Here is a 19312-nt window from a genome sequence, read left to right on the forward strand (position 1 = left end):
CCGGCCTAATACGATCGCGGCGGGAAGCCCCTGCGGCGATCTCAGAAACAGAGAACTGTTACTGATCTCTGTCTCACCCGAGGGGTGCACTACACCATGTCGTAGGTACAAACTGTTACCCATGTCTCCGGGCCGTACACAAAATCACCTATGATGACGACGTGAAGGGCTTTGGCATCCGCGTCAGCAAGGCCGGTGCCCGTGCCTTCATCCTGAACTACCGGACTCGCTCGTCGATACACGATCGGCTCTTTCCCTGACTGGAAGTGCGGCGCGGCCCGTGAGGAAGCGAAGCACCTCTAGAAGGACGCAAGGTCAGCGAGTATTCAACCCTCGCCGACGAATTTCTTCTCGGTATGTCTCTAGGACCCTATCAGCCCAAGAATTAGGGGGATCCAAAAGAACCGGGAATTTCTTCGCAAGGCCGCCGTATGTCGAAACTAATTCCGTGTCTGTCATAAGGGGGATTTTTTCCAGCACGTCGGCAAATTGGTCATCGAGTTCGGTCATTGTCTACCGCCGTTCCAGTTCACTAACTCTGGCCTCCAGCGAAGCGATTTGCTGCGCCAGTTCCCGGAGCAATTTCTGCTGATTGTTGTGGTTCTCGACCTCCCGGTCGTTGATAAAGTTGACGCAGGCCACCAAGCGCTCGCTTACGGCATTGATGTGATCGGCGAGATCGAAGCCGTACATCGTCGCGCCTCGTTTACACGTGCCTTCATCCATGAGGCCGCTTCCGGCTGGCAAAGCGGTCATCATCAGGATTATTCCCGAAAGTAGAAGCGTTAGCCGGCACATCTCAAATCTCCCCGCATTGAGCGCGCGAGCTTTGTCCCTTGTTGAGGAAAACGCAAGCTCGCCGGCCAGTGCAGTGACCTTAATCCACCATGTCACGCAACGGCTTTTTGCGCTTGGGCGGCCTGTACTTCTCGACCGGCTTGACCTTCCCGAGATCGACCGTCACCAGCGGTCCCAGGTCGATTGTCACCTTGCCGCCTTCCTCGTCTATGCGCGTGACCTCGCCCATCAGCTCGATCTGCTGACCCCGCTTGACCTTGGATTTGCTGTCCACGATCGAATGCGGGAAGTTGTAGGAGGGGATTGAGACGCTGATACGGTCGTCGGTGACCCGCCTGCGTACCGTGGCCGTGATCGCAACCACGTCACCGATGCCAATGCCCCGCGCCATGTACGGGAGTCTGGGGCGGCCGGTGCCTTAATCAAGATTTTGCTAATATAGACTCAGACTGCAAGCTTCGTGCGTTTCCTCCTCTCTACTGCCCCGATTTGGCGAATTTGGCCCGCTGCCTCACGGTGGCGGGCTTCTGACTTAGCCTGTTTGCTCACCCGTTTACACAACGGGCTCTGAACTGACTTCCGACGCTTTGAGGGCCAAGTCTGTCATTGCCCTTCCCCAGCGGATAGCGTCTTGCATTTCCTCGATCGAGGTGACTTCAACGGCCAAGCCGTCACCTTCCCTTTCGTAGCGCAGAAACACGATCCAGTTCGGTCTGCTGTTAAGGTGACCTGCACAATTCGAATGAGCGATTCGATTTCGCACCTTTGACCGCAATTCATACTGCCGCTTGTGTTTCTTCATGCTACGCGCCGCGGCCTCGCCGCCTGGTTGTGATCTTAGCTTTCGATAAATCTCATTAAACCGCTTTGGTGTAGAGAGCTGCTGAACAAAGTCGGCACCGTCCACCGGGTGCATATTGAGTATCTTCGCGACCATCAGGCCCATTGCGCCGTCTAACTTGGCCCAGACCAGGATGACATCCAACATGACCTCGCGGTGTCGAGCGGTCAGTTGATTTAGCGCTATGTCATTCAAGGCAATGTTGATGGGCGTCATAGTCTGGCCTTTCATTTGGCGCATCTGTTCGGACATAGTGCGGACACCAACTTCCGCGGACACAAAAACCCGCCCTCACCTCTCGCAACCTGTTGAAAAACTGTGGATTTGGTGAGCGCGATGGGATTCGAACCCATGACCTACTGATTAAAAGTCAGTTGCTCTACCGGCTGAGCTACGCGCTCCCGCGGGCTCAGAAAGGCCGCCCTCGAAATTGCGCGGAACATAGGGAGAGTGCCTCTGCCGGTCAACCGGAAAAAGACGGCTCCCAAACCGGACTTTCCTGTCGCGTCATCATGCCGTGCGGTGCGCTTCGGCGTTGACGGAATTGCCTCCGTCTCGCGCAAGTCCGAAGCTCGCGCTTTGCGGGACAAGCGCAAGCAGCGAATCGAGAGAACCTTTGCAGATCAGCAACTTGGGATTCTTAGCGGAACAATTTGCGCAGCCTGCCCGTTTTTCCGCGACAAGGGACACGCGTTTCAAGGAGAAGATCATGAATAGGATCATGTCGGGCCTGCTGGCGACCACCCTTTCGATCTCATTCGCTGCCGCGGAGATCGTGCCAGTCAACGCTCAGCCCAGCTATGCGCCCCCTGCCCAAGGGCTCACCTCGAATGTCCAGACCGTTCAGTACGAGCCGTGGCGGAGGCACCGGAATTTCAATCGCGATTTCTCGCGTCGCGATTTCTCCCGGCGCAGTTTTGCGCGTGACGACGGCATGTATTGGCGTGGCCATCGCGGCTATCGCGAATATCGTCGCGGCTATCGCCGCCATGGCGACTACTGGTTCCCGCTGGCCGCTTTCGCCACCGGTGCGCTGATTACCGGCGCTATCATCAACAACCAGAATCGAGTCTATCGCGGCGATGCCCATGTGCAGTGGTGCTATGACCATTACCGGAGCTATCGTGCCTCTGACAACACCTACCAGCCCAATTACGGTCCGCGCCGGCAGTGCCGGTCGCCTTACTGAGTCGTGATTAGAGACTGTAAGCCCGCGCCCGCAACGGCGCGGGTTTCATGGGTGCGAAGCCGGTGCCCTCCCTGCTTATTGCACGCTTAGCGTCCTGCGCACAGCGTGGCGCCAACCTGCCAGCTTGGCGGCACGTGTCGAAGCATCCATCTCCGGCTTGAACCGGCGCTCGAGCGCCCAACTCCTGGCGAATTCCCGCGCCTTCGGCCAGACACCGGCCTTCGAGCCGGCCAGCCATGCCGCACCAAGCGCGGTCGTCTCGAGAATTGTCGGCCGGTCGACCGGCGCATCGAGAATGTCGGCCAGCCGCTGCATGGTCCAGTCCGACGCCACCATGCCGCCATCGACCCTGAGCACAGTCTTGGCCGAAGCGCCCTTCCAGTCCTTGCGCATAGCGTCGAGCAGATCGCGCGTTTGGAACGCAACGGATTCCAGCGCCGCGCGGGCAAATTCCGCCGGCCCCGAATTGCGGGTCAGCCCGAAGATGGCGCCCCGCGCGTCGGCATCCCAGTGCGGTGCGCCGAGCCCGACGAAAGCCGGCACCAGATAGACGTTCTGCGTCGGATCGGCCTCCGCCGCCAATTTGCCGCTCTGCTCGGCCTTGCCGATCACCTTGATGCCGTCCCGCAGCCACTGCACGGCGGCGCCGGCGATAAAGATAGAGCCCTCCAAGGCATAGGTGGTGTTGCCGTTCAGCCTGTAGGCGATGGTGGTCAAAAGCCGGTTCTTCGAACGCACCAGATCGCTGCCGGTGTTGAGCAACGCGAAGCAACCGGTTCCGTAGGTGGATTTCATCATGCCCGGCTCGAAACAGGCCTGGCCGATCGCCGCCGCATGCTGGTCGCCGGCCACACCGAGGATTCTGATCTCTGCGCCGAACAGACTTTTGTCGGTCATTCCAAAATCATCGGCACAGTCTTTCACCTGCGGCAGCATTCTTGCAGGTATACCAAGAATGGCCAGCAACTCGTCATCCCAGGCGTTTTGTTCGATGTTGTAGACCAGCGTGCGCGAGGCATTGGTGGCGTCAGTGGCGTGGACCTTGCCGCCAGTCAGGCGCCAAATCAGGAAGCTGTCGATGGTGCCGGCCAGCAGTTCGCCCTTCTCGGCGCGTTTTCTGGCGCCCTTCACCTTGTCCAGCATCCAGGCGATCTTGGTGCCGGAGAAATAGGGATCGAGCAGCAGGCCGGTCTTTTTCGTGAATTTCTTCTCCAGCCCCAGCTTCTTCAGTTTCTGGCATAGCGGCGCGGTGCGGCGGTCCTGCCAGACAATCGCGTTGTGGATCGGCTCGCCGGTCTCCTTGTCCCAGATGACGACGGTTTCGCGCTGGTTGGTGATACCGATCGCGGCAACGTCCGCTGCGTTGCGGCCGGCTGTCTTCAGCGCGGCCCTCACCGTTTCCACGACGCTTGACCAGATTTCCTCGGGATCATGCTCGACCCAGCCGGAGGCCGGATAATACTGGGTGAATTCCTTTTGCCCGCTGCCGACGACCTTCATCTTGTCGTCGAACAGGATCGCCCGGCTCGATGTCGTGCCCTGGTCGATTGCGAGGATATATCCGGTCATTCTCTCTCCCGTCGAAGCGAATTCAAGGTGCTACGATGTCTCGACGCCCGATGGCGCGGAGCCGTTCACGCAAACAGGGGAGACGGCAACATGCCGCCTCCCCTGAGTATGGCGATGCGGGCGCGAACGCCCGCATCAAACAGCCCTATTGCTGCCAGCTCTTCACCAGCTCGTCATAGTTGATGGTGACCGGTTTTTCCTTCTCGCTCTCGATCTTGAGCTGAGGAGCGAGATTGCCCTTCTTGACCGCATCGGCGTTCCAGTAGGCGAGGTCATGCTCTTCGGCCATCTTCGGGCCGATATCGCCCTGGACGCCCGACTTCTCGATGCGGCTCATCACCTTTTCCTGCTCGGCGCAGAGCGAGTCCATTGCTTCTTGCGCGCTTTTGGCGCCCGACGAAGCATCGCCGATCGCCTGCCACCAGAGCTGTGCCAGCTTCGGATAATCCGGCACGTTGGTGCCGGTCGGGGACCATTGGACGCGTGCCGGCGAGCGGTAGAACTCGATCAAGCCGCCGAGCTTCGGCGCACGCTCGGTGAAGCTCTTGTCGTGGATCGTGCTCTCGCGGATGAAGGTCAGGCCGACATGGCTCTTCTTCACGTCGACCGTCTTCGAGGTGACGAACTGCGCGTAGAGCCAGGCGGCCTTGGCGCGGTCGGTCGGCGTCGACTTCATCAGCGTCCAGGAACCGACGTCCTGATAGCCAAGCTTCATGCCGTCCTTCCAGTAGACGCCATGCGGCGACGGCGCCATGCGCCACTTCGGCGTGCCGTCGTCGTTCAGCACCGCCTTGGCGCTGGCGTCGACCATGCTGGCGGTGAACGCGGTATACCAGAAGATCTGCTGGGCAACCGCGCCCTGCGCCGGCACCGGCCCTGACTCGGAGAAGGTCATGCCCTGGGCTTCCGCCGGTGCATAGGCCTTCAGCCAATCGAGGTACTTCTGGATGGCATAGACGGAAGCCGGACCATTGGTGTCGCCGCCGCGCGCCGTGCAGGAACCGACCGGTCGCGAATTCTCGTCGACCTTGATGCCCCATTCGTCGACGGGCAGACCGTTCGGAATGCCCTTGTCGCCATTGCCGGCCATCGACAGCCATGCGTCGGTGAACCGCCAGCCGAGCGACGGGTCCTTCTTGCCATAGTCCATATGGCCGTAGACCTTCTTGCCGTCGATCTCGCGGCCGGTGAAGAACTCGGCGATGTCCTCATAGGCCGACCAATTGACCGGCACGCCGAGGTCGTAGCCGTATTTGGCCTTGAAGTCCGCCTTGTTCTTCTCGTCATTGAACCAGTCGTAACGGAACCAGTAGAGGTTCGCGAACTGCTGGTCGGGAAGCTGGTAGAGCTTCTTGTCGGGCGCGGTGGTGAACGAGGTGCCGATGAAATCCTTCAGGTCGAGATTCGGGTTGGTGACATCCTTGCCGTCGCCTGCCATCCAGTCGGTCAGGTTGCGCACCTGCTGGTAGCGCCAGTGCGTGCCGATCAGATCGGAATCGTTGACCCAGCCGTCATAGAGGTTCTGGCCGGTCTGCATCTGGGTCTGGATCTTCTCGACAACGTCGCCTTCCTGGATGACGTCATGCGTGACCTTGATGCCGGTGATGGCCGTAAAGGCCGGCGCAAGCACCTGCGATTCATACTGATGCGTGGCGATGGTTTCGGAGACCACCTTGATATCCATGCCGGCGAAAGGTTTCGCGGCATCGATGAACCATTGCATTTCGGCTTCCTGGCCGGCACGGTCGAGCGTCGAGAGGTCGCCAATTTCCTTGTCCAGGAAGGCCTTGGCCTCGTCCATTCCGGCATAGGCATTGCTGGCCCCGAGCAACAGGACAAGCGCAGTTGTTGATGTCAAGAATTGCCGTCGCATGTATTTCCTCCACTGTTAAAGTTCAAAGTGCGATCTGGATCGGCGGCCGGCACGCCGCCGTTCCAACAGTTTCCCCCTCTATACGTAGCGGAACACGCCGACGGCGAAGACCACGGAGAGAGCGAGAGCCCACCACAGATTGGGTCCGACTAGACCCAGCCAAGCGAGATGGATAAAGGCGCTGCCCAGCAGCGACAGGAACAGGCGGTCGCCGCGCGTCGTTTCGAAGCGCAGTACGCCGACGCGCGGATTGCCGCCCGGCGAGACGTATTCCCACACCGCCATGCCGCAAAGCAGCAGAAAGATGGTTCCAAAGAAGGCCGCGGTCGGCCACGTCCAGGCCATCCACGAAAAATCGAGGTTGGACGAGAGGTTAAATCCCCACAGGCGGATATTGGCCGGGTCGCTGAAGCCCACCGTTATCGCCACGAAATCGATTTGAAGTGCCACCCAGGCCACGACGACCAGGGCAAGAAACAGCACGGCCCACCACCATGGGCTTCTGTCGACCTGTTCCATCATACCCTCCCCAGGGCAAAGCCCTTGGCGATGTAGTTGCGCACAAACCAGATGACGAGCGCGCCCGGAATCAGCGTCAGCACGCCGGCGGCGGCGAGCAGCCCCCAATCCATACCGGCGGCCGAAACGGTGCGGGTCATGGTCGCGGCAATCGGCTTGGCATCCGTGGTCGTCAGCGTGCGGGCGATCAAGAGCTCCACCCACGAGAACATGAAGCAGAAGAAGCACGCCACGCCGATGCCGCTCGCAATCAGCGGCATGAAGATCTTGATGAAGAAGCGCGGGAACGAATAGCCGTCGATATAGGCGGTCTCGTCGATCTCCTTGGGCACGCCCGACATGAAGCCTTCGAGGATCCACACCGCCAGCGGCACGTTGAACAGGCAATGCGCCAGAGCCACGGCGATATGGGTGTCGATAAGGCCGAAGGCCGAATAAAGCTGGAAGAATGGCAGCGCGAACACCGCCGGCGGCGCCATGCGGTTGGTCAGCAGCCAGAAGAACAGATGCTTGTCGCCGAGGAAGCGATAGCGCGAAAAAGCATAGGCAGCAGGCAGTGCCGCAGCCACCGAAATCACCATGTTCATAACCACATAGGTGATCGAGTTGATGTAGCCCGAATACCAGGACGCGTCGGTGAAGATGGTGCGGTAATTCGCCAATGTCGGCGCGTGCGGGTAGAGAGTCAGCGACGAGACGATCTCGCCATTGGTCTTGAAGCTCATATTGATGAGCCAGTAGATCGGCAAAAGCAGAACGACGATGTAGAGCGTCGGCACGATCCACCACCAGCGCGACTCCTCGCCGCGACGGCGCATCAGCCGTGCGATCTCGTCCTGTCGTAGCGTGCTGGCGAGCCCTTCCGAAGCTGTCGTCTCGCTCACCCTATCGGCTCTCTCTTCGGTGCGGCTCATCTCAACGCTCCGCGTCATAATTGGTCATCACGGTGTAGAACACCCACGACAACAGCAGGACGATAAGGAAGTAGACCAGCGACATCGCCGCCGCCGGGCCGAGGTCGAATTGGCCGAGCGCGGTCTTGACGAGGTCGATCGAAAGAAAGGTCGTCGAGTTGCCGGGGCCGCCACCGGTGACCACGAACGGCTCCGTGTAGATCATGAAGCTATCCATGAAGCGCAGCAGCACGGCGATCAGCAGCACGCGGTTCATCTTCGGCAGCTGGATGTAGCGGAACACCGCCCAGCGCGAGGCACCGTCGATCTTGGCTGCCTGATAAAAGGCATCCGGGATCGAGACCAGGCCGGCATAGCAGAGCAGGACGACGAGGCTGGTCCAATGCCAGACGTCCATGATGATGACCGTGACCCAGGCGTCATATGGGTCTTGCACATAATTATAGTCGATGCCGAGCGCGTTGACGTAATAGCCGAGCAGGCCAATGTCGTTGCGCCCGAACACCTGCCAGATGGTGCCGACGACGTTCCACGGGATCAGCAGCGGCAACGCCATCAAAACAAGGCACACAGGCACGCCCCAACCCTTCTTCGGCATATTGAGCGCAATGAAGATGCCGAGCGGCACTTCGATCGCGAGGATGATAAAGGAGAAGACAAGGTTGCGGATCATCGCCTGCCAGAAGCGGCTCGAGGAAAGCAGTTCCTCGAACCATTCCGTGCCGGCCCAGAAGAAGACGTTATTGCCGAAAGTGTCCTGCACCGAATAATTGACGACCGTCATCAGTGGTATGACCGCCGAGAACGCCACCAGCAGCAGCACCGGCAGCACCAGGAACCAGGCTCTATTGTTCCAGGTCTTTTCCACTTCAGGCCCCCATCTCGACGCGCCAGGAATCGGCATAGATGTTGATACCGGCTGGGTCGAACCGCACCTTCGGATCAGCCGGAACCGTCTCGTCCTCGCCGATGACGGCGGCGATCTCGCGCCCTTCGAGATTGGCACGGACCACCTTGTGGCGGCCGACGTCCTCGACCTTGCTGATCCGGACGGCCATGCCCTGGCTGCCCAGGCGCACATATTCGGGACGGATGCCGAGCTCGATGGCACCGCCACCCGCATTGGGCACGCCCGGCAGTTCGATCTGCTGCGAGCCCAGCCGCGCAGTCTTGCCGTCGATCGCCACTGGCATAACGTTCATGCCGGGCGAGCCGATGAAATAGCCAACAAAGGTGTGGCGCGGGCGCTCGAACAGCTCTGCCGGTGTGCCGATCTGCACGATTTCGCCGTCATACATGACGACCACCCTGTCGGCGAAGGTCAAGGCCTCGGTCTGGTCGTGCGTGACATAGACCATGGTGTAGCCGAAGCGGCGGTGAAGCTGCTTCAACTGGGAGCGCAGCATCCATTTCATATGCGGGTCGATGACGGTCAAAGGCTCGTCGAACAGGATGGCATTTACGTCGGAGCGCACCAGCCCGCGTCCGAGCGAAATTTTCTGCTTCTGGTCGGCGGTCAGTCCGCGCGCCTTTCGTTTGGCCATATCGGCCAGCCCGGTCATCTCCAGCGTTTCGCGCACCTTACGGTCGACGTCGGCCTCCGGCACGCCGCGATTGCGCAGCGGGAACGCCAGATTGTCGTAGACCGTCATCGTGTCGTAGATCACCGGGAACTGGAAGACCTGGGCGATGTTGCGCTCTTGGGTCGACAGATTGGTCACGTTCCTGCCGTTGAACAGCAACTGGCCGTGCGAGGGATGCAGCAATCCCGAAATGATGTTGAGCAGCGTAGTCTTGCCGCAGCCGGACGGGCCGAGCAGCGCATAAGCGCCGCCATCCTCGAAGGTGTGGTGCACTTCCTTCAACGCGAAATCGGCATCCGTGCGCGGGTTCTGCAGATAGGAGTGGCGGATATGATTGACATCGATGCGCGCCATGGCTTCCTCCTAAGCCGCCAGCTTCGGCGCGGCCACGGCGCGGCCGTGCTCGTCGAAGACCATGATGTGGCGCGGGTCGATAAACACCTCGACCTCCTCGTCCGGCTCGAAGTCGCGAATGCCGTGGGTCAGCATGACCCAGCGCGCATCGGCAAAATCGAGATGGATGAAGCTTTCCGATCCGGTGATCTCAGTGATCGTCACCTTTGCGCGCACCGGCACTGCGGCGGCGTTGGGCCGATCGAGGGACAGATGATGCGGCTGGAAGCCGATCGTATAGATCGCATCGGCAATGCCGAAGAGTTCCGCCGGCACCGGCAATTTCACGCCGCCCTCAAGCAGGAAATCCAGGCCCTTCTTGGCAAGCACGATGGTGTTGAGCGGCGGATCGGCGAAGGTCCTCGCCGTCACCAGATCGACCGGTTTGCGGAACACTTCGATGGTCGGCCCGAACTGGGTGATGCTGCCCTCGGAAAGCGTTGCCGTGTTGCCGCCGAGCAGCAAGGCCTCGTGCGGCTCGGTCGTGGCATAAACAAAGATTGTGCCGGCGGCCGCGAAGACTTTCGGCAGTTCCGCGCGTAATTCTTCACGCAGCTTGTAGTCGAGATTGGCGAGCGGCTCGTCGAGCAGCACGAGGCTGGCATTCTTGACGATGGCGCGGGCCAGCGCGGTGCGCTGCTGCTGGCCGCCCGACAGACTGAGAGGCGTCCGGTCGAGATAGGGCGTGAGTTTGAGAACGGCGGCCGCATTGCGCACCTCCCTGTCGATCGTTGCCTGATCCGCGCCGGCTACCCGCAGCGGTGAGGCGATGTTTTCGTAGACCGTCATCGCCGGATAATTGATGAATTGCTGGTAGACCATGGCGACGTTGCGCTTTTGCACCGGCATGCCGGTGACATCCTTGCCATCGAACCAGACCGAGCCCGAGGTCGGCACGTCGAGGCCCGCCATCAGCCGCATCAGGCTGGTCTTGCCGGAGAGCGTCGGCCCGAGCAGGACGTTGAGCGAGCCGTGCTGAAGCGTCAGCGAGACATCGCGGATATGGTCCGCCGCACCCACCGTCTTCGTCACGTTTCTCAGTTCAAGCATGATGCCTCCTCCCAGGCTTTCTGCATCAGTCGGCCGTCCCTATTCGGCAGCCGCTACGTGCTGCCGGCTTATTCCGCGCATGAACTCGTCGAGCACTGCCGCCTGCTCACGGCTGAGACGCAGGCCGCGCTTGGTCCGGCGCCACAATACATCCTCGGCAGTCATCGCCCATTCGTTTTCGGCGAGGTAGCGCACCTCGGCTTCGTAGAGATCGGCGCCGAAGTTGCGGCCAAGATCGACGTTCGATTTGGCGAGGCCCAGCAGCTTCCTTGCGCGGGTGCCGTAGAGCCGGGTCAACCGGCGGGCCAGCCGCGCGTCGAGGAACGGGTACGCCGTTTTCAGTTTCGCCACTTCGGCATCGAAGCCGGTAACGGGAAAGTCACCGCCGGGCAGCGGCGCGTTTGCCGTCCATGGCTTGCCGCGCTTGCCGAGAAAACCCTCGATCTTCTCGATCATCGATTCCGACAATCGGCGGTAGGTGGTGATCTTGCCGCCAAAGGCATTGACGATCGGGGCGGCACCCTCGCCTCCATCGGCCTTCAGCACATAGTCGCGGGTGGCTTCCTGCGCCTTTGAGGCGCCATCGTCGTAGAGCGGGCGCACCGCGGAATAGGTCCAGACGATATCCGACGGCTTGACCGGCTGCGCGAAATATTCGCTTGCCGCAGCGCAGAGATAGTCGATCTCGGCATCACTGATCCTGACGTCGTGCGGATCGCCGGGATAGTCCCGGTCGGTGGTGCCGATGAGCGTGAACTCGTCTTCATAGGGGATGGCGAAAATGATGCGCCCGTCCTTGTTCTGAAAGAAATAGGCGCGTGGGTCGTCGAATTTCTTGCCAACGACGATGTGGCTGCCTTGCACGAGGCGGACATTGTGCACGTCGTTCAAGCCGACGGTGGCCGACAGCACCTGATCGACCCACGGGCCGGCGGCATTGACCAGCAGCCGCGCCTTGACCTCCTCGGTATCGCCGGTCCGCACGTTTTCAAGCCTGACCGTCCAGAGATTGCCTTCGCGGCGTGCGCTGACGACCTTTGTTCGGGTTCGAATGGTTGCGCCGCGCTCGGCAGCGTCGCGGGCGTTCAACACAACCAGCCGGGCATCGTTGACCCAACCGTCCGAATATTCGAACGCCTTTCGAAACAGCGGCTTCAGCGGCTTGCCGGCCGGATCCTTGGCCATGTCCAGCGTTTTCGTCGGCGGCAGCAATTTGCGCCCGCCAATATGATCGTAGAGGAAAAGCCCGAGCCGGATCAGCCAGGCCGGACGCAGCCCCTTGGCGTATGGCAGCACGAAGCGCATCGGCCAGATGATATGCGGCGCGTTCCTCCACAGGACCTCGCGTTCCATCAGCGCTTCGCGCACCAGGCGGAACTCGTAGAATTCGAGATAGCGCAAGCCGCCATGGATCAGTTTGGTCGAACCGGAAGAGGTTCCGCTGGCCAGATCGTTCATCTCGGCAAGAAATACCGAAAACCCACGCCCAACGGCATCGCGGGCGATGCCGCAGCCATTGATGCCGCCACCGATGACGAAAATGTCATGGATCGGTGATGCGCCCAAACAGTCCTCCCTCGATTTCGCATTGCGACATTTTTGGGTTCTTGCGAAACCGTACGGGAATTATTTCGAAATGATAACGAATGTCAAACGAAATATGATTGGCCACAGATGCCGCAACGGCATCTCTAGGAGAGCGACGTTTCGATCAGCTGAACTTCTGCCTCCTGGCAGATCCTACGCACCGATGGGATGTCGCAACGATCGGTGATAAAGGTGTTGACCTGCGACAGATGGCCGATGCGGACGGGCGCGGTGCGCTCGAATTTGGTCTGGTCCGACACGAGGATCACATGCCGCGCGTTGGCGATGATCGCCTGAGCCACCTTCACCTCGCGAAAATCAAAGTCGAGCAGTGCGCCGTCATGATCGATGGCCGAGGCGCCGATCACCGCAAAATCGACCTTGAACTGCCGGATGAAATCGACCGCTGCCTCGCCGACCACACCGCCGTCGGAACCGCGTACGACACCGCCGGCGATCACCACCTCGATCGAAGGATATACGCGCATCCTGTTGGCAACATTGATGTTATTGGTGATGACCATCAAGCCGCTGTGATCGAGCAGCGACTTGCTGACAGCTTCCGTCGTTGTCCCGATATTGATGAAAAGAGACGCGTTGTCGGGGATCAGCCGGGCTGCTGCGCGGCCGATCGCCTCCTTCTCCTCGGCGGCGATCTTGCGCCGAGCCTCATATTCCATGTTCTCGATGCCGGACGGGAACAATGCCCCGCCATGAATGCGAGACAAAAGCCGCTGGTCGCAGAGATCGTTGAGATCCTTGCGGATCGTCTGCGGCGTCACGTTGAAATGCGTCGCCAACTCCTCGACCAGTACGCGGCCATGGTCCTTGGCCATCTGGATGATTTCGGAATGACGCGGCGACAGATACATCTAGCAACCTCTCGTTTTCGTTTTACTTGTCTATAACGGAAAACGAAAGCCATGAACAGGAAGATCAAGTGACTGCAAGAAGAGCCCCGGCGCAACCTCGATGATGCCGGTCAACCCAGGCCACGCGCAATTTCAGTAATGACCTCGAAAGCAGTATCGACATCCGCCGCTGTCGTTTCGAACTGCCCGACCTGAAAGCGGATCGCCACCTTCCCGTCCACCCGGGTTTGCGTCAGGTAGATGCGGCCGTCATCGTTGATCGCGCTGACCAACCGCAAATTGTGCTCGTCAGAGTCGGTGCCCGCAGCCGCGAGACGCCGGAACGAGAACAGCGACAGCATCGGCTCCGTGACGATCTCGAAATCCGGTTCCTTTGCCAGCCTTGCGGCGAGGCTCTCGCTCCAGGCGACATGGTTGCGGACCATGGTCCGCAGATTTTCCAAGCCATGTGCACGCAGCAGGAACCAAAGTTTCAGCGCGCGGAACCTCCGGCCAAGCGGCACCGACCATTCGGAGTAGTTGATGACTCCGTCGCGGCCATGCGTTTTCAGGAATTCGGGCTTGATCGCCAGCGTGCGCACGAGGTCTTCCGGCTGACGGATGAACTGCATCGAGCAATCGAACTGTGCGCCCAGCCATTTATGCGGGTTGAAGACAATGGAATCCGCATGTTCGGCGCCTGCCCAGAAATGCCGGAACTCGGGGCAGATCATGGCGGAGCCAGCCCATGCGGCATCGACATGCAGGTAGAGCCCGTGCCGCTTAGCCACCGCGGCAACAGCCGCCACATCGTCGGTGCCGCCGGTACTTGTGCCGCCGACACTGGCGATGATGCCCGCCGGCAGCATGCCGTTTTCGCGGTCGGTGACGATCGCGGCTTCCAGAGCCGCCGTCTGCATGGCACGGAAGCGTCCGGCGACCGGAATGCGCACGAGGTTCGCCTCGCCGATGCCCGACACCCAGATCGCCCGGTCGATGGAAGTATGGACTTGGCCGGAAGAATAGACCCGCACGACCGGCTGGCCTTGCAAGCCGTTCTTGTTGCCTTGCCAGTCGAGCGCGCGCTCGCGCATGGTCAGCACGGCGGCAAGCGTCGCTGACGAAGCCGAATCCTGCATGACGCCGGAAAATCCCTCCGGCAGACCAAGCGCTTGCCGCATCCAGTCGACGACACGCGTCTCGAGTTCGGTTGCCGCCGGCGAGGTCTGCCAAAGCATGCATTGCGCAGCCATGGCGGAAACCAGATACTCGGCCACGACCGAGGCCGGTGCCGCATTGGCCGGGAAATAGGCGAAGAAACGCGGATGCTGCCAGTGCGTCATGCCCGGCAGAATCTTTTGCTCGAAATCGGCGAAGATTGCGTGCATCGTTTCGCCGTTTTCCGGCGGCGCAACATCGATGCTTTTGAAGATTTCGCCCGGCTCGACAAACGGCCGCACCGGTCTTTCGCGAAGGCTGTCTCTGTAGTCGGCGCCCCATTCGGCCGCTCGCAGCGACCATTCGCGGAATTCGTTGCTATTCATCTTCGCCTCCGTAGCGCCTCGTCGAGCCGCCATCAAAGAGCACGAAAAACGAAGGTTTTCATTCGGGAAAATCAGGCAAGCTGGCAAAGGCAGTCTTCAGCGCGTTCGACCAGCTATCCGAGATCGTGCGATAATATTGATCATCCTGGGTTATTCGCTTTTTGAGGCCAACCTTGAAGGTGTCCTTTTCATAGAACAGCAGGTCGAGCGGCAGGCCGACCGACAGGTTCGACTTCAGCGTCGAGTCGAACGACACAAGCAGCAACTTCACCGTCTCGGCGAAACTCATCGTCCTTTCATAAGCGCGGATGATGATCGGCTTGCCGTATTTGGTCTCACCGATCTGGAAGAACGGCGTGTCGTCGGTGGATTCGATGAAATTGCCTTCCGGATAGATCATGAACAGGCGCGGCGCGCTGCCCTTGATCTGACCGCCGAGGATGAAGGAGGCGTTGAAATAGGAATCCGCCTTTTCGCCCGCCGGCGACGAACTGGCGATGACCTCCTTGACGGTGTCTCCGACCAGCCGCACTGTCTGGTACATGGAAGGCGTTTCGAGCAGCGTGGCACGGCGCTCCGCCACTGCCTTGGTGCGTTCGTCGAGCAGGCTGACTACGGCCTGCGTCGTCGCCAGATTGCCGGCCGACATCAAAACGATGACGCGCTCGCCCGGCTCTTCCCAGACATGCATCTTCCTGAAGGTCGAGATCGAATCCATGCCGGCGTTGGTGCGCGTGTCCGACATGAACACGAGCCCGCGATCGATCTTCAGGCCGACGCAATAGGTCATCGAATCTCTTTGGCAACAATCTTGGCGGAGATTACTGCTCCACGGTGACGGTGACGGCAAGCTGTTCTTCCGCCTGTCCCAGCCGAATTCCCGATACCGGTGTGGCGTCGCGATAATCGCGGCCAGTCGCCACCTTTACATAACGCTCGTCGGGAGAAATGCCGTTGGCGACGTCGAAGGCGACCCAGCCGAGGCCCGAGGCATGCGCCTCGGCCCAGGCGTGGCTTGCCGCCTGCTCGATCGCTGCATTCATCATCAGGTAGCCACTGACATAGCGCGCCGGAAAATCCATGGCGCGCGCCGCCGCAACGAAGATGTGGCTGTGGTCCTGGCAAACGCCGGTCTTGAGCGCCAGGGCCTCTTCGGCCGGCGTCGTCGCGTTGGTGGTGCCCGGCGTATAAGCGACGCGCTCGCCGATCATCGCCATCAACCGGTGCAGCCTTTCGATGTCGGTGCCCTTGCCGACCGAGGCAGCAAGCTCGCGAATGCCGCTGCCGATCGTCGTCAGCGGCGTTTCGTGGCCGAACAGCCAGAGCGGCACGAAACCCTGGTGCGGCCCGCAGACGCCGGCAGTGTCGCGCGTCACCACTTCGCCGGCTGCTTCGACGGTGATGAAGTCGCGCTCACCCTCGACGCTCAACAGCCGGGTATCATTGCCGAAATGGTCGGTGAAGCGCACTTCCTCGCGTGCGCCTTCGATCTTCAGCGCCCAGGACAGTACCGTCTGGGTCCGCCCGTTCACCGGGAGCAGCCGCAAACGCTGCAACAAATAATGCACCGGCGCATCGTAGCGGTATTCGGTCCGGTGGGTGATCTTCAGCCGCATCGCACTCGTCCCTGGAGCATGAGCTTTTCTGAAAACCGGTCTCCGCTTTTTGGGGTCATGCTCAATAGAACCTGTAATCCTGCGCGATCTCGTCGCCGAGCCTGGTGTTGTCGCGGATGAAATTGGCCAGGAATTCATGCAGACCGGCGTCGAAAATATCCTTGATCGAGCCGGCCGTCAGCATGGCCTGGGTCTTGGCAGCCGTCGCATGGCAGGCGTGGCACTCACTATAGTCGTCACCCAGGAATTTGAGATGCTCCGTCAGGAAGCGGTAGCAAAAGGTCAGCGAGCGCGGCATGCGGACGTTGAGGATCAGATAGTCGGCGATGTTGCTCGGCTTGTAGTCGGCGTCATAAACCCAGCGGTAGGAGCGGTGCGCCGATACAGAGCGCAGGATCGATTCCCACTGGTAGTTGTCGAGCGTCGAGCCGACCCAGGAAATCGACGGCAACAGCACGTAGTATTTCACATCCAGGATGCGCGCGGTGTTGTCGGCGCGTTCGACATAAGTGCCGAGCTGCGAAAAATCGAAAATCTCATTGCGCAGCATCGTGCCGTAGAACGAGCCGCGGATCAGCGCCGTCTCGCGTTTGATTGCGTCGAGCGCGTTGGGCAGGTCGCGCTCGTCGATCGGCTTGGCCAGCATCCGCTTCAGCGACATCCAGGCTTCGTTGATGCTTTCCCAGGTTTCACGCGTCAACGCGGTACGCACCATGCGGGCATTGTTACGGGCCGTTTCGATAGACGACATCGTGCTCGACGGGTTCGATGTGTCGCGCAGCAGATAGTCGGCGACATTGGCGGCGGTGTAGTCGGAATATTTCTGCGTGAAGCTGGCGTCCGAACCGGCGCTGAGCAGCACCGAATTCCACTCCTCCGAAGCGTTCTGAGTACGGGTTAGCGCCATGCGCAAGCCGGCGTCCACCAGCCGCGCCATGTTTTCCGCCCGCTCGATATAGCGGTTCATCCAATAGAGCCCGTTGGCGGTGCGGCCGAGAAGCATGTCAGGCGGTCCTGTGGCGAACGGTAAACGGTGGACGGTGAATGGTGACTATCCAGAACCTAAGCCACGATGCCGCGTGCTTCACTTCAGGGCATTTCACCAACATCAACAACATATATCCTTATCTATTCACTATTCACTATTCACTACTTCCACTCTAATCATCCAATATCCAGGTATCCTTTGTGCCCCCGCCTTGCGAGGAATTGACGACCAGCGAGCCTTCCTTGAGCGCTACTCGGGTCAGCCCGCCGGGCACGATCTGGATACGGTCGGAAACCAGCACATAGGGGCGCAGATCGACATGGCGCGGCGACAGCCCCTTGTCCGTCAGGATCGGACAGGTCGACAGCGCCAGCGTCGGCTGAGCAATGTAGTTCGATGGTTTTGCCGCGAGCTTTTTCGAAAAATCCTCGCATTCCTTCTTGGTCGCCGCCGGACCGACCAGCATGCCGTAGCCGCCGGACCCGTGGACCTCCTTGATGACCAGTTCATCGATGTGCTCGAGCACGTATTTCAGGCTGTCCGGCTCCGAGCAGCGCCAGGTCGGGATGTTGCCGAGCATCGCCTTGCGGCCGGTGTAGAATTCGACGATCTCGGGCATGTACGAATAGATCGCCTTGTCGTCAGCGATGCCGGTTCCCGGCGCATTGGCGATCGTGATGTTGCCGGCGCGGTAGACGTCCATAATGCCCGGCACGCCAAGTGCCGAGTCGGGGCGAAAGGTCAGCGGATCGAGGAACGAGTCGTCGACACGCCGGTATAGCACGTCGATCTGCTTGTAGCCCTCGGTCGTGCGCATCGCGACATGGCCATCGACGACGCGCAGATCCTGCCCTTCGACGAGTTGCACGCCCATCTGGTCGGCAAGGAAAGCATGTTCGAAATAGGCTGAGTTGAAGCTGCCCGGCGTCAGCACGGCAATCGTCGGCGTGCCCTTGGTGCTTTGCGGCCGTACCGCCGCCAGCGACTGGCGCAGGAGCTGCGGGTAATTCTCCACCGGCCGCACCTTGATCTGCTGGAACAACTCGGGAAACAGCTGCATCATCGTCTCGCGGTTCTCCAGCATGTAGGAGACGCCGGACGGCGTGCGCGCATTGTCCTCCAGTACGTAGAACTCGTTCTCGCTAATGCGTACGATGTCGACGCCGATGATGTGGGTATAGACGCCGGCCGGCGGCCGCACCCCGATCATCTCGGGCAGGAACGCCTCGTTCTTGGCGATCAACTCCTTCGGCACCCGGCCGGCGCGCAAGATCTCCTGGCGATGGTAGATGTCGTCGAGAAAGGCGTTCAGCGCCTGGACGCGCTGCTCGATGCCTTGCGTCAGCCGTCGCCATTCATTGCCCGAAATGATGCGCGGAACGATGTCGAAGGGTATCAGCCGCTCCGATGCTTCCTGCTCGCCATAGACGGCGAAAGTGATGCCTGTCTTGCGAAAGACGCGTTCGGCGTCCTGCATCTTCTCGGTAAGTCTGGCCGGGTCCTGTTCCTTCAGCCAGCGATCGTAAGCCGAATACGGTTTTCTCAGCCCGGAAACTTCCGGAAGCATTTCGTCGAACGCTGCCAATCGCATACTCCCCTGTGACGCCATTTCACTGGCCTCGCTGGAGAAAATCAAGCGCAATCGGCGATTTGGCGGGCGCCGGCGATCAGTATATCGCGGTTGCCTAAAATTAAGGCAGCACCAATAGGGCCTTGATCAGGCTTTGCCTGGTGTCCGGGCAAATGTCGGATGGAGATCAAAACGCGCGAAAGGTGACGACCGTAAACGTATCCTTGATGCCCGGGAGAATCTGCACTTTCTCGTTGACGAAGTGGCCGATGTCTTCCTCGTCGTCGACATAGAATTTGGCGAGCAGGTCGTAGTTGCCGGCTGTCGAGTAGATTTCCGAAGCAATCTCGGCATCGGCCAGGGCGCTGGCAACGTCGTAGGCCTTGCCCAGATCGCACTTTATCTGCACGAAAAATGCCTTCATTGC

19 protein-coding genes and 1 tRNA gene are annotated in these 19312 nt (G+C 60.2%); 1 reads left to right on the forward strand and 19 read right to left on the reverse strand.

Annotation, left to right across the window (positions count from 1 at the left end; translation table 11 throughout):
- Positions 1-513 precede the first annotated feature (513 nt).
- From NKH98_RS23630 to NKH98_RS23645, 4 genes are all read right to left on the reverse strand, one after another.
- The gene (locus tag NKH98_RS23630) at positions 514-759 is read right to left on the reverse strand and encodes a hypothetical protein (RefSeq protein ID WP_352508454.1); all 246 of its coding nucleotides are present in this window, start codon (positions 757-759) and stop codon (positions 514-516) included.
- Between the two features lie 118 nt (positions 760-877).
- A complete protein-coding gene (locus NKH98_RS23635) occupies positions 878-1189 on the reverse strand; it encodes a hypothetical protein (protein WP_352508453.1) in 312 nt (103 codons plus the stop codon).
- 162 nt (positions 1190-1351) lie between these two features.
- Positions 1352-1891, reverse strand: a complete 540-nt coding sequence (locus NKH98_RS23640; RefSeq protein ID WP_352821601.1) for a hypothetical protein — start codon at positions 1889-1891, stop codon at positions 1352-1354.
- 73 nt (positions 1892-1964) lie between these two features.
- Positions 1965-2040, reverse strand: a tRNA-Lys gene (locus tag NKH98_RS23645).
- Between the two features lie 308 nt (positions 2041-2348).
- Between NKH98_RS23645 and NKH98_RS23650 the strand changes: the two genes are divergently transcribed.
- Positions 2349-2828, forward strand: coding sequence for a BA14K family protein (locus tag NKH98_RS23650; protein ID WP_254817344.1), 480 nt, complete (start codon positions 2349-2351; stop codon positions 2826-2828).
- A 75-nt stretch (positions 2829-2903) separates the two neighbouring features.
- Here NKH98_RS23650 and glpK read toward each other — a convergent pair whose 3' ends face one another.
- From glpK to NKH98_RS23725, 15 genes are all read right to left on the reverse strand, one after another.
- The gene (glpK, locus tag NKH98_RS23655; protein ID WP_352902160.1) at positions 2904-4397 is read right to left on the reverse strand and encodes a glycerol kinase GlpK; all 1494 of its coding nucleotides are present in this window, start codon (positions 4395-4397) and stop codon (positions 2904-2906) included.
- A 145-nt stretch (positions 4398-4542) separates the two neighbouring features.
- On the reverse strand, positions 4543-6270 hold the full coding sequence (locus tag NKH98_RS23660) for an ABC transporter substrate-binding protein (protein ID WP_352902163.1): 1728 nt from the start codon (positions 6268-6270) through the stop codon (positions 4543-4545).
- 78 nt (positions 6271-6348) lie between these two features.
- Positions 6349-6615, reverse strand: a complete 267-nt coding sequence (locus NKH98_RS23665; protein ID WP_352508493.1) for a DUF2160 domain-containing protein — start codon at positions 6613-6615, stop codon at positions 6349-6351.
- Positions 6616-6788: 173 nt separating this feature from the next.
- Positions 6789-7703, reverse strand: a complete 915-nt coding sequence (locus NKH98_RS23670) for a carbohydrate ABC transporter permease (protein ID WP_352478954.1) — start codon at positions 7701-7703, stop codon at positions 6789-6791.
- Between the two features lies 1 nt (position 7704).
- Entirely contained in the window at positions 7705-8571 is an 867-nt protein-coding gene (locus tag NKH98_RS23675) for a carbohydrate ABC transporter permease (protein ID WP_023674893.1), read from the reverse strand.
- Position 8572: 1 nt separating this feature from the next.
- Positions 8573-9640 carry an ABC transporter ATP-binding protein gene (locus NKH98_RS23680; protein ID WP_352902166.1) on the reverse strand — a complete coding sequence of 356 codons (1068 nt, stop codon included), beginning with the start codon at positions 9638-9640 and terminating at the stop codon, positions 8573-8575.
- 9 nt (positions 9641-9649) lie between these two features.
- Complete coding sequence (locus NKH98_RS23685) at positions 9650-10729, reverse strand: ABC transporter ATP-binding protein (protein WP_352902169.1); 1080 nt, start codon at positions 10727-10729, stop codon at positions 9650-9652.
- 39 nt (positions 10730-10768) lie between these two features.
- A complete protein-coding gene (gene glpD / locus NKH98_RS23690) occupies positions 10769-12295 on the reverse strand; it encodes a glycerol-3-phosphate dehydrogenase (RefSeq protein ID WP_352902172.1) in 1527 nt (508 codons plus the stop codon).
- A 125-nt stretch (positions 12296-12420) separates the two neighbouring features.
- On the reverse strand, positions 12421-13188 hold the full coding sequence (locus tag NKH98_RS23695) for a DeoR/GlpR family DNA-binding transcription regulator (RefSeq protein ID WP_352478957.1): 768 nt from the start codon (positions 13186-13188) through the stop codon (positions 12421-12423).
- 110 nt (positions 13189-13298) lie between these two features.
- Positions 13299-14711 (reverse strand): pyridoxal phosphate-dependent decarboxylase family protein, encoded by a 1413-nt coding sequence (locus NKH98_RS23700; RefSeq protein WP_352902175.1) that lies wholly within the window; start codon positions 14709-14711, stop codon positions 13299-13301.
- Between the two features lie 58 nt (positions 14712-14769).
- Entirely contained in the window at positions 14770-15501 is a 732-nt protein-coding gene (locus NKH98_RS23705) for a proteasome-type protease (RefSeq protein ID WP_254817354.1), read from the reverse strand.
- 31 nt (positions 15502-15532) lie between these two features.
- Positions 15533-16327 (reverse strand): transglutaminase family protein, encoded by a 795-nt coding sequence (locus NKH98_RS23710; protein WP_352902178.1) that lies wholly within the window; start codon positions 16325-16327, stop codon positions 15533-15535.
- A 61-nt stretch (positions 16328-16388) separates the two neighbouring features.
- Complete coding sequence (locus NKH98_RS23715) at positions 16389-17330, reverse strand: alpha-E domain-containing protein (protein ID WP_352902181.1); 942 nt, start codon at positions 17328-17330, stop codon at positions 16389-16391.
- A 157-nt stretch (positions 17331-17487) separates the two neighbouring features.
- Entirely contained in the window at positions 17488-18900 is a 1413-nt protein-coding gene (locus tag NKH98_RS23720; RefSeq protein WP_352902183.1) for a circularly permuted type 2 ATP-grasp protein, read from the reverse strand.
- A 172-nt stretch (positions 18901-19072) separates the two neighbouring features.
- A complete protein-coding gene (locus tag NKH98_RS23725) occupies positions 19073-19309 on the reverse strand; it encodes an Lrp/AsnC ligand binding domain-containing protein (protein ID WP_023674883.1) in 237 nt (78 codons plus the stop codon).
- Positions 19310-19312: the final 3 nt, after the last annotated feature.

Origin of the sequence: Mesorhizobium sp. M0833 (genome assembly GCF_040319905.1) — a bacterium.
Lineage (GTDB): Bacteria > Pseudomonadota > Alphaproteobacteria > Rhizobiales > Rhizobiaceae > Mesorhizobium.